This window comes from Pseudomonas sp. GW823-FHT06B06, from assembly GCF_058795195.1.
The window spans coordinates 36,910-52,709 of record NZ_JBXAHO010000002.1; the positions used below are offsets into that span (position 1 = coordinate 36,910).

Below are 15,800 nucleotides of genomic sequence, written 5' to 3' on the forward strand. Positions count from 1 at the left end.
GCGCCGGGGGCAGCAAGTGGGTGGCCGCTCACCGACTATTAACGCACTCGCCTTTCACCAGGTAGCGAACCATGTGCAATTCGCCCTTCGAGTCCTCGTAGGCCATCATGCTTTTCACGTTGCCGCAGTACCGCACGTTGGGCGACACGTACACCAACTTCCCAACGTCCAGATTCATGCCATAGGTGTAGTCTTCAAGCTCTGGCATGGGCTTCTTCACGCTCTGTGCATAGCGCTCTGTAGCCTGCCGAGCAGACTGCTCAAGATCCTCATTGATCTGCACGCTACTTAGAGCATCTGTCGACAGCACAGAGAAGAGCATGAATACGGCAATTGCAGATCTAGTGGTTTTCATGAGAAGTCCATTAATAAAAAAGCGCCCACGGCGGGCGCTAAAATTCACCTTACCAAAGGAGCGTATGGTTCCAAGGTGAATGCATTGGCGTGAGCAGGGTTTCGTTACTCCCGCCATGCTGCTCCGGATGAGACGACTCCAAAGCAGCGCTGCCTGTGTGCTGTACTAAAACTAGCAAAGGCGGCTAACGACAAGATGATTGTGAAATTACAATTTGGACATGTAATAGATTGTAAAGTAATTATCTGCACTTTCGACGGATCAAGAAATCATAGCCGCGCGCAGCGCAGCGCATCCTGCGATGCCACTGATCGGTGGTTGGCAACGAGCTCTTGGTAGCTCCCCAAGGAATTTTCCTGGCAAAACAGAACGGCTTGGCAGAAATGCCGCCTTTTACGACCGAATTCACATGCCAGCTACTGAGTGCTCAACCGGCTGAAGGCCGCTGAATCCGCTAAGCTCAAAGGGTATGCCGGTATGACTGTCAGCAATCTTACGGCTACATTACAAATTTGTAGGATTTCGCCACGGCCAGCTTCTTCGCGTTAAGATTCAAGCGTCCTCAGGTGACCACGGCGTATGGACAGAGGTAGCGACTACCGCATGCCATGCACTCAGCCGAACCTTTAAACAGCCTGCAAACCTCTTGGCGGATTGGCCAATTCCTTCTTCACACCTTGAGATAAGTCATGCGCGTTCTAGTTGTCGAAGACGAAATTAAAACTGCGGAATATCTTCAGCAGGGCCTATCCGAAAGCGGGTATGTCGTAGACATTGTGCACAACGGTGTTGATGCCCTTCACCTATTCAACGTCAATGTCTATTCGTTGGTTCTCCTCGATGTGAACCTCCCAGGTATCGACGGATGGGATCTGCTGGAAACCATCAGGAAATCCAGCCGGGTCCGCATCATCATGCTCACAGCCCGTGGTCGCATCAACGACAAGCTCAAGGGATTGGATGGCGGCGCGGATGACTACTTGGTGAAGCCCTTCGAGTTTCCCGAGCTGCTTGCTCGCATCCGTTCTCTCCAGAGACGTGGCGATGAACTCGTCGAGAAGAGCTCGCTGAAGATTGCCGATCTGGAACTCGACTCCGTGCGCCATCGAGTTTTCCGTGGTGGCACACGCATCGATCTCACCACAAAAGAATTTGCGCTCCTGCACCTGCTCATGAGCAGGACGGGTGAAGCGCTGACTCGTTCCCAAATCATCTCTCTGGTCTGGGACATGAATTTTGACTGCGACACCAACGTCATCGATGTTGCGATCCGGCGATTGCGCTCAAAGATCGATGACCCGTTTGAAACCAAGCTCATTCATACGCTTCGTGGCGTTGGGTACGTTTTCGAGGAACGCGCATGAGTCCGTTCAGCCTGGCTGCAAAGCTAGGGTTCAAAGTCGGGTTGATGAGCGCAGCATTACTGCTTCTGTTCGCGACCTTTGGCTACTTGATGGTGGGTCAAGCGCTGGAAAGAAATGCCAGAGCAGACCTAGAAGTGAAGATGGCAGGCATGGCTCACAACCTGTCCACTATCAACGATATCTCCGGCGTCAACGCGGATGCGCACCAGCTAGTTGATTTGGTCATGGGCCATAACAACCTGTACGTGAGCATATTCGATACATCAACAAAGCAGGTACCTTTGCTCTCGATAGGCTCAAAGCAGGTCAATCTGGAGGTGCACAAGTTCCAGCCGGCTGCGCAGCCTAAAGAGCATGAATGGCGTGATACCCAGGACCGCCCACTGTTGAGCGCTTCTCGTATCATGCGCTTAGCCGATGGAACCGAAGTCAGCGTCTACATGACCATGGACCAGTCATCCAGTGAGGCCCTGCTCGATGCATTGCTGACCTGGGCCCTGATGATGTCGCCCGTCATCCTCGCATTGATCTTGGCCATCGCTTGGTGGACCGTGCGCCGCGGACTGCTACCTCTGACCAAGTTCTTGAAAGTTGCCTCGAAAATCTCCACCGAGAGCCTGGACCATCGCCTGCCAACGGATGGAATGCCCTCAGAGCTTAAAGAGCTCGCTGACGGCATTAACATCATGCTGGCTCGCCTAGATGACGGTGTGCAGCAGCTTTCTCAATTCTCTGACGATCTTGCTCACGAGTTGCGTGCACCGCTTTCCAACCTGATGGGTAAGGCCCAGGTTGCCTTGACCAGAGAACGATCGCTTCAAGAGTACCGGGAAGTGCTGGAATCGTGCACAGAAGAGCTGGACCGCATGAGCCGGATGGTTTCCGACATGCTGTTCCTGGCTCAGGTCAGTCACCCAGCATCCATGGTGGAGTTTGAACCCGTGTCGCTGGTCGACGAGGTTGAGCGTGTATGCGATCTCTTCAGCATTTCGGCAGAAGAAGGCGAGATCCAGCTGCAAATCTCTGGCAATGAGGACGTAGTGCGCGGTAATCGTCTCATGATTCAACGGGCCGTCTCGAACCTGGTGTCAAATGCTATTCGCTACTGCCCACGCGGCCGCACGGTCTACGTGAAGGTGCAACACGGTACGAGCGGTACGACATTGAGTGTCGGCAACCCGGGCCGGGGGATCGCGAGGGAACACCATGCGCATTTGTTTGAACGTTTCTATCGAGTGGACAAGAGCCGAGCACGGAGTGAGGGCGGTACCGGTCTAGGCTTAGCCATCGTTCAGTCGATTATGAGCTTGCATCAGGGCTCGGCGAGCGTGGAAGTAACCGAAGAGAACTTCACGTGGTTCCACCTTCACTTTCCCGAAGCCCAGTTTAAAGAACCTGTAATGGCTGCTGCTTAACCAGCGCAGACATGCATAAGCCCGTCAATTGACGGGCTTTTTTGTGTGCAAGCATCAGTGCCTGAGGACCACAGGCTCCATGGGCGATCGCAAAATCACCGACTTTATGATCCTCTGCTCCTCTGGATTGGCATTCCTCCACAGTTGGGTGAAATACTGCGCGTTCACCCTTTCCTGAGCGCTTACGCTGGCAGCAGTGTCTATAAAACGCATCGTCGTGTAGACACTGATCAACCCCAGGATGAAGAACGCTGTTGCCACGACCATCACATAACGTTTGGCCAAAACCGGGGCACGCTTGAGCTCCAGAATGGAGATATTGGCAGCCTTAGTCGCTGTAGAAAGCTCCGCGATTAGCGGTTTAATGGCCGTGTCGACTCCCCGACACGCGGCGGAATATGCCTCTGCCGCAGCTCGCAAAGCGACCTCTTCGGCATTCGACCAAGCTTTCTCGGCCTTCCGCACCTCATCTTGTATCTGCCGGCCGACAGTATCGACCTGCTCCACAAGGTCGTTCGACTTCTCCAGCACGGCGCTGCAGGTACGTGTCTGAGCGGTCAGCTCATCAATTTGGACAGTGAGCTTTTCAGTGCTTCGACGAAAATCACCGATCGCAACCGCCCAGGGCTCTATGTCATTCATGGCTATCTCCGAGAGCGGCCGAAAGCCGCACTGATTATTTAAGTAGATATCAAAATTGTAATTTTAGGGAAAATTTAACATCGCCCTCAGCAATGCCGAGATAGACATGATCCTTCCAGATTTGCAGATTTAACGCATCATCCCGGCCGCCAAAATTACGGAATTGTAATTATTGACTCACCTTGTCGTTAGCTTCGCGTTCCTAAACTACAAACCAACAAAGGCCGCTAATCAGGCGGACCTAGTAAAAACCGAGGCTCACAATGAAATTTGTCAAATCGATCGCTATTGGCAGCCTGCTGCTTGGTCTCACGGGTGTCGCTTATGCCGAAGGCGGCTACGAGAGAGCGAAACAGTTCAATGAAAACTTTCGAACTGAACAGGCTCGCCTATGGAGCGATGACTCTTCGGATCAGAACAAACAGCAAGTCGCTCAAGAGCAAAAGAAAGAAAGCAAGGATGGTAAGGAACAAGCCGATAATTAATCGGCGGTTAAACAGGACTCTAAATGACGAAAGCAATTTACAAAAAAGCCAGGGTACAACCTGGCTTTTTTGTGTCTGGAATTTAGCCTTCGTCCGTACGAGACGCTCCCGCATCAATTTCTCCAGCCAATCCGTTGTTACTTTGCTGAGCGTCCTTCCAACGACACAGCATTAGCTGGCTGGCGTTTACTTCGGTGATCTTGACGCAGCTCAGGTTGACAGGCAGTTCAGCGTTGCTGTCACGCAGGCGCCTGGATAGGTAGAACGAGCTATCACGTGGCCACTTAGCAGGATCCTGAATGTTCTCTGACTTCCCGCTGCTGTAGAACTCCGACGAATACGAGCGACGGCCAGGGTAGATCAGCGGAGCCGACTGAGCTGACTGCAAATCACTCCAGGCTTCAACCACATCTCGCTGGTTCTGAGGTCGCTGCTCCATTACCCCTGCAATGATGATCCCCGCACCTACGATTGGGAGTACTACAGCGCTCGTAGCGGCAGCCCAAGTGGTCTTCGGGCCTGCATCGCAGATCCGTCCAGACAACAACATGGCCCAGGCTGGTAGAGATGGAAGCAGGTAGGTCCACAGAATGTTACCGGCGAATGTAAAGAATATGGGAGTTGCCAGCGCCCAGAGCCAGAGGTAGGCCTCGAATCGCTGCATTGATCCGCGCTTGCGAATCAGCAGAGGAAGAAAGAAAGCCCATGGCAATAGCGACAAACCGAGCTGAATCCAGATGGTGCCGTATGGCTTGGCATGAGCGCTGCCATAGAGGTCTCCAGCCCAGTTGCTGACGACGTAACGACTCCAGTGTTCACCAACGAAAAAGTATTGCATGAACCCCGGCGTTTTCATTTCGGCCGCGATATACCAGGGCAAGGATATACCGAGCATTAGGACAAGGCCGCCGATCCAGGGAAGTATCAGCACTCGCCCCCACTCTTTATAGAGAACCACCCACACGAATGCTGGCGTGCCCATAAGCACCAAAATGAGCGGACCTTTAGCCAGTAGGCCCAGGCCCAGCCCGGCGAACATCAGGTAGGCATCCGCGTTGCTGGAGCACTTCATCCAACGCCAGAATCCATAGCTGGAGAGCAAAATCGAGAACGACAGAACAGGGTCAGTCAGCACGACTCCGCTGGAGACTAGGCCAAGTGTCGTACTAGAGAAGATGATGGCGGCCCAGATTCCAGCATTACGCGAGATCTGCTGAGTACCGAGCTTGATGATGATGAAACAGCTGCCCAGATGCAGCAGCCAGGCCGGGAATCGAGCAGCGAACTCATTCACCCCGAAAACCGTCATGCTCGCAGCCTGGGTCCAGAAGGATAGCGGCGGCTTACCCCAGAACGGTACCCCGTAGTCGAACATCGGCGTGATCCAATCGTTTAACTCGACCATCTTGCGTGCCATTTCGGCATAGCGTGCCTCCGATGTGTCCATCAGTGGGTAGACGCCCAAACCCAACAAGCGCAATACCAGAATTGAACCCAGGATCCACCACAGGGGCCGCTCTTTTCTCAGATTCAGCATTTCTTACCCTCGATCAAAGGCACCGAAGCATGGAGCGACACGGGATCTGCCTTGCTGTTGCTCTTCAGGAAATAGCGAGGCCGGCGTTTGACTTCTGCGAGTGCCACGCCTAGGTACTCCCCCACCATGGCAACTCCGATGCACAGAAATGAAGCCATTCCGACGAGCAGGTGATGGACGTCGAAGCTGCCTGCTACGAGCGATGCAAGCATGTAGCAGATGCTGGAGACGAATAGACCGAAGCTGATTAGACTGAATATGCGTAGCGGTTTGCGAGAGAAACTGACGATGCTCTCAATGGCCAAATTGAAGAGGCCAGCGGCGTTCCACTTGGTGCTACCGGCATGGCGCACAGTACGATCGTAAGGCAGCTCGACGGTGCGAAAACCTACCCAGCCGATCATCCCCTTGAGTATTCTGGAACGCTCATCCAGCGCTCGAAGTGCCGCCAGTGGAGCAGGTCCGATCAGGCGGAAATCGCTGACATCGGCGGGCAGATCAACCTTTTCAACCAGGCGCTGCATGACCCAGTAGTAAGCCCGGGCACTCACACGCTTGAACCATGAATCACCGGTTCTAAGGTTGCGCTGCATGTTTACTACATCGTAGCCACGCTGCCAGAAATCCACCATGGCCGGGATGAGCTCAGGTGGGTCCTGCAGGTCGACGTCAATGAAGATTAATGCGCTGCCACGGGCATGATCTATCCCGGCGCTCAGTGCTGCCTCTTTGCCGAAGTTGCGGCTGAGGAACAGACTACGAACAGCCGATCCATCCTGATAATCGCGTAGCAAATTTGCAGTTCGATCGTTGCTTCCATCATCAATGTAGAGAATCTCACAAGAGACAGGTAGGCGCTTTACGACGCGGGTGATGCGCTGATGGAACTCTGGAATGCTCTCCTCTTCCTGAAAGCATGGAACGACTATGGTTAATAAGGGATCAGGGCGCTCGGGAAAGCGATGTAATGTCTGCATGATTGAATGTCCAGAAACGGTGTGCAATGAATCCAAGTGCAGTGAGCGTCACAGTCACTAGGACCTGGGAGATGAGCGGTGACAGATTCGACTTGATGAGCAACCACATACCCACGCCGTTGCCGATGTTTGTTGCTAGCGCGACCAGTGCAAACCGAAGAGGCTGAAATTTCCGAAAGCCATCCGCCTTAAAACAGTACGCCCTATTACCTATGAAGCTTGCAATAGCGCCTACCAGGCCGCCGAAAATACTGGCTAGAAATGGCGTAGACATCTCTGTAGCTACCAGCAACAGGAACACAAAATAATGGATTGCAGTGGCTATGAATCCGATCCCTAGATAACGAATCAGTAACCTATAAAGAGGTGGGCTTTTATTTTCCATGTCCGAAGCCTATGGAGGCAAAGGTGAAAAAATGGTGAATCAAATGTAAAAGCACCGCTACCTAAACACACATGTTTCGAGGAACAAAAAAACGGGATGCTAGGCTAGCAGGCTATAATATCAGCAGGATTGCTTGAAAATTACGCTTTGGCAATGAAGGGCCTCCAATAACGCACGCATGACCTACACATTACAATGTTGACAATATAAGGAATGCCGGGCGGCGTTGAGATAAATTCCCCGCATCAAGGGGGACCTAATGGTTACACAAAATGAAACATATACAAGCGGCTCTGTTTCTTACAGTCCTGACATATTGGATGATCTGCCAATTGATGATCAGCTAGCGCTAGAATTTTTCGCAACAGCACGTTGTGCGAGTTTCAAACAGGCTGCCCGAGGGCTCAATGTACCGGTGGTAGGCTTGCGGAAACGCCTAGAAAAGCTTGAGGAGCACATCGGTGCTCCAGTATTTGTCTATAAGCACAACAAGCTTGCTCTGACGCGCACAGGCGAAAGGGTCAGTCATTACCTGAGCCAGCTCTTCGGCCCAGACGGCCTCGGCAAGGCCGGCGAGAAGGAAGTGCCCAGGCTTACCATCGCGATCACGGAGCCGGTGCTCAGCGACATCGTGAACCGCGATCTGGTCGCATATGTGCGGGATCATGCCGAAATGCAACTAGAAATCCACTCTGAGTGCACAGCGAGAATGCTCTCTGAGTGTGAAGTTGATGTAGGCATAATTTTCGTCACCCCGGATGATGACGGCGAGCTCGATCGAAACCCTACCTATAGGTTTGAAAGGCTTGGTCGAATTGGGCATTCGCTGTTTATTTCCAGTCGCTACTCACGAAGCGTCACGCTGCCAGTTGAGAACGTGGATCTGCATAACTTCATGCTCGTTGTCCCTTGGGATGATGAGATCTTGGCAGACTCACAAAAATGGGCTTCGATAATGGCCGAGCATCAGGGAGGCACAACACGGGTAAAAAACTATAACTTGTCACGCGGCCTCGTCGTCGGAGGCGCTTGCATCGGTGTGCTGCCGGACTACAGTAGAAAAATGGAAAGGAACATCATTCCTATACCGGGTTTCCTGGATGACCTAGTGGAGAAAGATATCTATCTTGTTATCAAATCGACATGCATTCGTAACCCACAGGTATTGGAGATCCGCAGATTGATAAAAAAGAGCTTTTTTGATAAGAAGGATTGGCTTGTTCGGTGACAATTTTGTTAGGTTACAAAATCTCCCCTTAACACTCCAGCAACACAACTGTCATTTTTGCTTGCAAACTAGTCAGAGTGCTTAGAACAAAGGCATCTTGTTACAGCGGGTGACGAACGTGACCTGCTCCTATCTTCAAGATCTATAACGGCCGGCACAGGGCGAAACAATCTGTCGGCTGCTAGCACTTAACACACGAGAGGCAAGCAATGATCCGTTCTTCGAACATGCGGGAAAAGCTGTTGGTCGCTGCAATAGTAGGCACATTTTCCTCGCAAGCATTTTCCGGAACAGTCACTACCGACGGAGCTGACCTAGTTCTAAAAACCAAGGGCGGTCTTGAACTTTCTACCACCGACAAGGAATTCAGCTTCAAATTGGGCGGTCGCGTTCAGGCCGACTATGGCCGATTCGACGGTGTCTTCACCAAGAACGGCGATACCGCAGATGCGGCCTACTTCCGTCGCGCCTACATCGAGTTCGGCGGCACTCTGTACCGAGACTGGAAATACCAGGTCAACTATGACCTGTCCCGCAACACTGGTAACGACTCCGATGGCTACTTTGATGAGGCCAGCCTGACGTACACCGGCTTCGCCCCAGTCCAGCTGCGTTTCGGCCGCTTCTACACCGATTTCGGTCTTGAGAAGGCAACCAGCTCGAAGTGGACAACTGCCATGGAGCGAAACCTCTCCTACGACGTAGCCGACTGGATCAACGACAACGCCGGCATGGGTGTTCAGGCGACCAGCACCATCGCTGACATGGCCTACCTGTCGGGTAGCGTTTTCAGCGAAACCAACAACGACTCCGACGGTGACAGCACCAAGCGCTACAACGTGCGTGGTGTTTTCGCACCGCTGCACTCTGACGGTAATGTCCTGCATGTCGGTGCCCAGTATGCCTATCGCGACCTCAAGGACAGCGCCGTCGACACCCGTATACGCTCGCGCCTGGGCGTTCGCGGTGTAGACACCAACGGCGGCGGCGATGCGGGAACCAACGGCAATCGCATGCTGTTCGGTGGTGCTGCTGCGCAAGAAGGCCTTTGGGACAACGATTCGGTCTGGGGCGTTGAAGGCGCCTGGGCCACGGGTCCATTCTCCGTTCAAGCTGAGTACCTTCGCCGCAAGCTGAAGGCTGATCAGTCCGCCAATGACATGAAGGCTTCGGGTTACTACGCACAGATGGCGTACACGCTGACCGGCGAACCGCGAATTTATAAGCTCGACGGCGCGAAATTCGACACCATCAAGCCACAGAACAAAGATCTGGGCGCCTGGGAAGTTTTCTACCGCTTCGACGATATCAAGGTCGAGGATGGCAATCTGGTTGCCACCGCGGACCAATCCGATGAACGCAAGGCCAAGAGCCACACGGTCGGCGTGAACTGGTACGTCAACGAGGCGGTGAAAGTCAGTGCCAACTACATCAACGTGCGCACAGACAACAACGAAAACACTGTCGGCGACGACAAAGGCAACGCCTTCATCACTCGCCTACAATACGTGTTCTGATTCCCCAATCAGGTGACACAAAAAAGCCGGGAGCGCTCAGTGCACTCCCGGCTTTTTTGTGCGCTTCGTTCAATGATCAGGCGTCTTTACGATAAGCCAACAGGCGAAGGGCATTGAACACGACAAGGAGCGTGGAACCCTCATGAATGGCAACGGCAGCGCCGATGCTCAAGCCCATGATGGTGGAGGGAACCAGGATGGCCACGATTCCGAGGCTGACGAACAGGTTCTGGCGAATGATCGAGCGGGTGTGACGACTGAGGCCGACCGCAAAGGGAAGCTGCCGGATGTCGTCTGCCATCAGCGCGATATCGGCCGTTTCCAAGGCGACATCGGAGCCTGCCGCCCCCATTGCGATGCCTACGCTCGAATGGGCCATGGCAGGCGCATCATTCACGCCGTCGCCCACCATGGCGACTTGGGAGCTGAGGCGAAGGTTCTTGATCGCCTGTACCTTGTCGTCTGGCATCAGATCTCCCCACGCTTCGTCCAGGCCGACTTGCCTGCCCACTGCTTCGGCGACGCGGTTGTGGTCCCCGGAAATCATGATCATGCGGTCGATGCCCATTTCCCTGAGTTTCTGGAGTGCCTCTTTCGCTCCTTCTCGGGGGGTGTCCAACAAGCCGATCACCCCCAGATCCTTGTCAGCACGGCGCACCACCATGGTAGTGCGGCCCGACTGGCGCAGGCGCTCTGCTGCCTCTAGGGCGGCTTTGCTAAGGGCCGGAATGGCGTCGGCACCGAACATCTCGACTTTGCCAATCCAGACGAACTGATCATCCAGCTCAGCGCGTACGCCGCGGCCAACCAGGTTTTTCAGGTTCCTGGCCTGGTATTTGCCCCTGCTACCAATCATCTCCTCGCCGTCGCGCACGATAGCTGCGGCGAGTGGGTGGTCGCTCATAGACTCCACTGCGATAGCGACGGCCAGCAGGTCCGGAACCTGGGTACCGGCTAGCGGTATCACATCGGTGATGCGGGGACGCCCCTCGGTCAGGGTGCCGGTTTTGTCGAAGGCCATGGCATTCAAAGAACCGAGTTCTTCGAGCGGAGCACCGCCCTTGATCAGTACCCCGCCTCTGGCAGCCCTGGCGATGCCGGAAAGAATGGCGCTGGGTGTAGCAATCGCAAGCGCACACGGGCTGGCTGCGACCAAGACCGCCATGGCACGGTAGAACGAATCACGGAATGGCTCATCGATGAAAATGCCAGCACACATCAGCCCTACCACCAGAAGCAGGACCAAGGGGACGAACACCCTTTGGAAACGGTCTGTGAAGCGTTGAGTCGGCGACTTTCTGACCTCGGCTTCACTGACCATTTTGATGACCCGCGCCAGGGTGCTTTCCGTGGAGCGACGCGTTACTTCGACCTCAATCAGGGTTTCGCCATTGATGGTGCCGGCGAAGACTTTCGACACAGCATCCACGGCATCCGGCTTGCTGCGGGCAAGAGCGGCATCAGCGACTGGTTGCTTGTCCACCGGGACGCTCTCACCAGTCACGGGAGCCTGGTTGATGCTTGAAGAGCCTACGACCACAAAGCCATCGGCCGGCAAACGGTCATTGGGGCGTACGATGACAATGTCGCCAGGCACGAGGAGTTCTACAGGCAACTCCTTCGTGCCGTTTGTGCTCCGCACGATGGCGGTGGCAGGGGCGAGCTTGGAAAGTGCCTCGATGGCTTTCTTGGCTCTGCCCATCGCATAGCTTTCCAGTGAATGCCCCAGGCTGAACAGGAACAACAGCAGTGCACCTTCTGCCCAGGCGCCAATGCTCGCGGCCCCCGCTGCGGCGAGCAGCATCAGCGTGTCGATTTCGAAGCGCTTCTGGCGGATATTGCTGATCGCCTCCTTGGTGGTGAACCATCCACCGAACACGTAGGCAGATACGTACAGAACTAGCGGCAGCCTGTCGATCAGCCCGAGCTTTCCGGCCAGAACTCCGGCACCGAGCAGCGCACCACAGATCAGTGCGAAGACCAACTCGGTGTTCATGCCGAAGATGCCCCCATGCTCATGGCTGTGGCCTTCGTGCCCCGCTTGGTCGTCGGGGCGTTCAAGCAAACTTTTCATAACTCGTACCTTCTGGGGTATCGCTATTGATTAGCTGAAATCTATTTCACGGCTTGCCCGAGGGCTGATCATTAAGAGTGACGCTCTTAACAAGGCACGCAGGGGAAATAAAAAATGCCAGGCTCTGCCTGGCATTTATGAATTCATTAATTATTCTATTCAAAGCGCTCACTACTTATTGTTGATGCATTGCGAGTACATGGAGTAGCGAACCGTTTTGAGCGTACCCTGGGAGTCCTCGAAGCTCATCAACCGTGGGTAGACCTGGCAGGTGCGGGGGTCTTGAGATTGGCGCACGAATTTCGCCACATCGATTTTCATGCCGTATTTGTAATCTTGAATTTCCGGCATCGGCTTGCCATTTTTCTCGGCATACTTCGCCACAGCGGTCTGGTGGTCGTTGATATATTGCAGCTGCTTGCTTTCTGAGAAAGTGTTGGCCTGCGAAGCCATCGAGAAAACAACAAGTGCAGCAGCAATAATTAGCTTTTTCATAATAACCTCTCAAATTCAAATCTTCTCGGGCGTAACTTTAGCAACGCATAGGCATCACTGGCATGACGAGAAACTTACAATTTTGAAAGGTAAGTGCATCTGGCTCATATAAAACAAAAAAGCCCACAACGTGTGTTGTGGGCTTCTCTTTAGTGGCTATCAGCTAACCACTTCGGCCTCATCACCGTCTTCATCCTTGCGGTGTGCCCATTGATACAGGGCAGGGAGCACCAACAAAGTCAGCGCGGTGGAGGACAGGATCCCGCCAATCACCACTGTCGCCAGTGGCCGCTGAACCTCTGCACCGGTACCGGTTGCCAAGGCCATCGGGATGAAGCCCAGGGACGCCACCAGGGCTGTCATCAGCACAGGTCGCAGTCGGGTCAACGCGCCTTCGTCGACGGCCTGCCTAAGCGTTCGTCCCTCCTCTCGCAATCCGCGGATGAAGGCAATCATCACCAGGCCGTTCAGTACCGCGACGCCGGACAGTGCAATGAAGCCAACCCCAGCCGAGATCGACAGCGGGATGTCCCGCAGCCACAGCGCCACGACGCCACCGGTGAGTGCGAATGGAATACCGGTGAACACCAGCATGCCGTCTTTCAGGTTGTTGAACATCAGGAACAGCAGGGTCATGACCAGCAGCAAGGCAACCGGAACCACGATCTGCAGACGCTTGGCCGCCGATTGGAGCTGCTCGAACTGGCCACCCCAGGTGGTCCAGTAACCAGCAGGAATCTGCACCTTGGCATCCAGCGAAGCGGTTGCCTCTTGAACGAACGACCCCAGGTCGCGGCCCCGGACGTTGGCGCTGACGATCACCAGACGCTTGCCGTTCTCGCGGCTGATCTGGTTCGGACCCAGCTGCAGGTCCAGGTTAGCGACCTGCGACAGCGGGATGAAGCCGATCTGATTGGCACCTTGAGATGCATTGGCCGGTACAGGGATCAGAAGGCTGGACATACCTGCTACGTCGGTACGTACGGTCTCAGGCAGGCGCACCACCATGTCGAAGCGACGGTCGCCTTCATACAACGTGCCGGCCGTACGACCGCCGACAGCGATGGCGATCGAGTTCTGTACATCCGCGATGTTCAGGCCGTAGCGTGCGGCTTTCTCGCGGTCGATGTTGATGGTCAGCACCGGCAGGCCGGTGGTCTGTTCAACCTTGACCTCCGAAGAGCCCGGTACCGCTTTGAGCGCTGCAGCGATCTTGTTGGCCGTGTTGTTGAGCACGTCCATGTCATCGCCGAACACCTTCACTGCGACGTCACTCCGTACGCCCGAGATCAGCTCGTTGAAACGCAACTGGATGGGCTGGGACAGCTCATAGTTGCTGCCTGGGACACCGGCTGCGGCTTTCTGCACTTCAGCAATCAGCTCATCGCGAGGCTTCTTAGGGTCGGGCCACTGATCCTGAGGCTTGAGCATGATGTAGGCGTCGGAGGCGTTAGGCGGCATCGGGTCGGATGCGATTTCGGCTGTACCCGAGCGCGCAAACATCCGCTCTACTTCCGGGACCTGCTCAATCACAGCCTTTTCAAGGCGTTGCTGCATTTCTACGGATTGGGTCAGGCTCGTACCTGGCACGCGCATGGCCTGCATCGCAAAGTCACCTTCACTGAGGCTTGGAATGAACTCGCTACCCATACGACTTGCAAGCACACCACTGAGCACGACCAGGACTACAGCGGCCGAGAACGCGATGTTCCGATGCCCAAGGACCCACTTCAAAATCGGCTCATAACGCAGCCGCGCAGTGCGCATCACCACGCCTTCCTCTTCCTTGACCTTGCCAGTGACGAACATGGCGATGGCTGCCGGAACGAAGGTGACGGAGAGGATCATTGCACCCAGCAGCGCCATCACAACGGTGAAGGCCATGGGGTGGAACATTTTGCCCTCGACGCCGGTCAGGGCGAAGATCGGCAGGTACACCACCATGATGATCAACTGACCGAAGATCAGTGGCCGGCGAGCTTCACCCGCAGCAGCGAAGACCTCATGGAAGCGCTCAGCTTTGGTGAGCATACGGCCATGCTTGTGTTGCGCATGAGCCAGTCGACGGATCGCGTTTTCTACAATTACCACGGCACCGTCGACGATGATTCCGAAGTCGAGTGCGCCTAAGCTCATTAGGTTGGCGCTGACCTTGTTGTTGAACATACCGGTGAAGGTGAACAGCATGGACAACGGGATCACCATCGCGGTGATGAGTGCAGCACGGATGTTACCGAGGAACAGGAACAAAATGGCGATTACTAGAATCGCGCCTTCCACCAAGTTCTTCTTCACAGTTGCAATAGCTTTTTCAACCAGGTTGGTGCGGTCGTAGACCGTCACGGCAACCACACCTTCTGGAAGGGTACGGTTGATGTCAGCCAGTTTGGCGGCAACAGCCTGAGACACGGTACGGCTATTTTCACCGATCAGCATGAACACGGTGCCGAGTACGACTTCGCGACCGTTCTCGGTGGCAGCCCCCGTCCGGAGCTCTTTGCCAATGCTAACGTCAGCGACGTTGCTGATTCGAATCGGTGCGCCATCGACACTGGTGATCACAATGTTGGCGATGTCTTCGATGTTACCGACCTGCCCTGGCGCACGGATGAGGAGCTGCTCACCATTACGCTCGATGTAACCGGCGCCGACGTTGGCGTTGTTGCTTTCCAACGCTGCGACCAGATCATTGAGGGTCAGTTTGTATGTAGCTAGGCGCTTCGGATCCGGCGCGACCAGGAACTGCTTGGCGTAACCACCGATGGTGTTGATCTCGGCCACACCTGGGACGTTCCGCAGCTGCGGCTTGATGATCCAGTCCTGGATCACACGCAGGTCGGTTGGGGTGTACGGTGTACCGTCTTCCTTGACCGCACCATCCTCAGCTTCAACGGTCCACAAGAAAATTTCACCAAGCCCAGTGGATACCGGACCCATGACAGCCTCAACGCCCTCTGGCAACTGCTCCTTCGCAACTTGCAGCCGCTCGTTGATCAACTGGCGGGCAAAGAAGATGTCAGTGCCATCCTTGAAGATCACGGTGACCTGAGACAGGCCAGAGCGAGACAAGGAACGGGTCTGTTGAAGGCCCGGGAGACCGGCCATGGCCGTTTCAACTGGAAACGTGATCCGCTGTTCAGTTTCCAATGGCGAATAGCCAGGCGCAGCAGCGTTGATCTGCACCTGGACGTTAGTGATGTCGGGTACCGCATCGATGGGCAGCTTCTGATAGCTGTAGATACCGATGCCGGCCATGATCAGAACAGCGATCATTACAACGATGCGCTGCTCAATGGCGAATCTGATGATACGTTCAAACATGAGAA

At 54.7% G+C, this 15,800-nt stretch carries 13 protein-coding genes; 5 read left to right on the forward strand and 8 right to left on the reverse strand.

Annotated elements, in window-relative coordinates; translation table 11 throughout:
• Positions 1-28 precede the first annotated feature (28 nt).
• A complete protein-coding gene (locus AC1Q8Q_RS01850) occupies positions 29-355 on the reverse strand; it encodes a DUF2790 domain-containing protein (RefSeq protein WP_034138160.1) in 327 nt (108 codons plus the stop codon).
• A 689-nt stretch (positions 356-1,044) separates the two neighbouring features.
• Between AC1Q8Q_RS01850 and AC1Q8Q_RS01855 the strand changes: the two genes are divergently transcribed.
• Both AC1Q8Q_RS01855 and AC1Q8Q_RS01860 read left to right on the forward strand, forming a co-directional pair.
• Positions 1,045-1,719, forward strand: coding sequence for a heavy metal response regulator transcription factor (locus tag AC1Q8Q_RS01855; protein WP_034138161.1), 675 nt, complete (start codon positions 1,045-1,047; stop codon positions 1,717-1,719).
• A complete protein-coding gene (locus tag AC1Q8Q_RS01860; RefSeq protein ID WP_034138162.1) occupies positions 1,716-3,134 on the forward strand; it encodes a heavy metal sensor histidine kinase in 1,419 nt (472 codons plus the stop codon). The genes AC1Q8Q_RS01855 and AC1Q8Q_RS01860 overlap by 4 nt, the downstream gene beginning before the upstream one ends.
• A gap of 54 nt (positions 3,135-3,188) precedes the next feature.
• Here AC1Q8Q_RS01860 and AC1Q8Q_RS01865 read toward each other — a convergent pair whose 3' ends face one another.
• The gene (locus AC1Q8Q_RS01865; RefSeq protein ID WP_059395177.1) at positions 3,189-3,776 is read right to left on the reverse strand and encodes a hypothetical protein; all 588 of its coding nucleotides are present in this window, start codon (positions 3,774-3,776) and stop codon (positions 3,189-3,191) included.
• 263 nt (positions 3,777-4,039) lie between these two features.
• Between AC1Q8Q_RS01865 and AC1Q8Q_RS01870 the strand changes: the two genes are divergently transcribed.
• The gene (locus AC1Q8Q_RS01870) at positions 4,040-4,261 is read left to right on the forward strand and encodes a hypothetical protein (RefSeq protein WP_059395178.1); all 222 of its coding nucleotides are present in this window, start codon (positions 4,040-4,042) and stop codon (positions 4,259-4,261) included.
• A gap of 82 nt (positions 4,262-4,343) precedes the next feature.
• On the opposite strand, the gene AC1Q8Q_RS01875 is transcribed toward AC1Q8Q_RS01870, so the two are convergent.
• The 3 genes from AC1Q8Q_RS01875 to AC1Q8Q_RS01885 are packed head-to-tail and all read right to left on the reverse strand — an operon-like array spanning position 4,344 to position 7,160.
• On the reverse strand, positions 4,344-5,798 hold the full coding sequence (locus AC1Q8Q_RS01875) for an ArnT family glycosyltransferase (protein WP_059395179.1): 1,455 nt from the start codon (positions 5,796-5,798) through the stop codon (positions 4,344-4,346).
• Entirely contained in the window at positions 5,792-6,775 is a 984-nt protein-coding gene (locus tag AC1Q8Q_RS01880) for a glycosyltransferase family 2 protein (RefSeq protein WP_059395180.1), read from the reverse strand. Before AC1Q8Q_RS01880 ends, AC1Q8Q_RS01875 begins: the two co-directional genes overlap by 7 nt.
• Positions 6,741-7,160 (reverse strand): GtrA family protein, encoded by a 420-nt coding sequence (locus tag AC1Q8Q_RS01885; protein ID WP_080889212.1) that lies wholly within the window; start codon positions 7,158-7,160, stop codon positions 6,741-6,743. Before AC1Q8Q_RS01885 ends, AC1Q8Q_RS01880 begins: the two co-directional genes overlap by 35 nt.
• A gap of 259 nt (positions 7,161-7,419) precedes the next feature.
• Here AC1Q8Q_RS01885 and AC1Q8Q_RS01890 point away from each other — a divergent pair, with 259 nt between their 5' ends.
• Both AC1Q8Q_RS01890 and AC1Q8Q_RS01895 read left to right on the forward strand, forming a co-directional pair.
• Positions 7,420-8,388 (forward strand): LysR family transcriptional regulator, encoded by a 969-nt coding sequence (locus tag AC1Q8Q_RS01890; protein ID WP_103438541.1) that lies wholly within the window; start codon positions 7,420-7,422, stop codon positions 8,386-8,388.
• Positions 8,389-8,597: 209 nt separating this feature from the next.
• Positions 8,598-9,905, forward strand: coding sequence for an OprO/OprP family phosphate-selective porin (locus AC1Q8Q_RS01895; RefSeq protein ID WP_034137073.1), 1,308 nt, complete (start codon positions 8,598-8,600; stop codon positions 9,903-9,905).
• A gap of 76 nt (positions 9,906-9,981) precedes the next feature.
• Here the strand turns inward: AC1Q8Q_RS01895 and AC1Q8Q_RS01900 are convergent, their stop codons facing one another.
• The 3 genes from AC1Q8Q_RS01900 to AC1Q8Q_RS01910 form a co-directional block, all read right to left on the reverse strand.
• Entirely contained in the window at positions 9,982-11,979 is a 1,998-nt protein-coding gene (locus AC1Q8Q_RS01900; RefSeq protein WP_034137072.1) for a heavy metal translocating P-type ATPase, read from the reverse strand.
• Between the two features lie 171 nt (positions 11,980-12,150).
• On the reverse strand, positions 12,151-12,474 hold the full coding sequence (locus AC1Q8Q_RS01905) for a DUF2790 domain-containing protein (protein ID WP_034137071.1): 324 nt from the start codon (positions 12,472-12,474) through the stop codon (positions 12,151-12,153).
• Between the two features lie 159 nt (positions 12,475-12,633).
• A complete protein-coding gene (locus AC1Q8Q_RS01910; RefSeq protein ID WP_034137070.1) occupies positions 12,634-15,795 on the reverse strand; it encodes a CusA/CzcA family heavy metal efflux RND transporter in 3,162 nt (1,053 codons plus the stop codon).
• Positions 15,796-15,800: the final 5 nt, after the last annotated feature.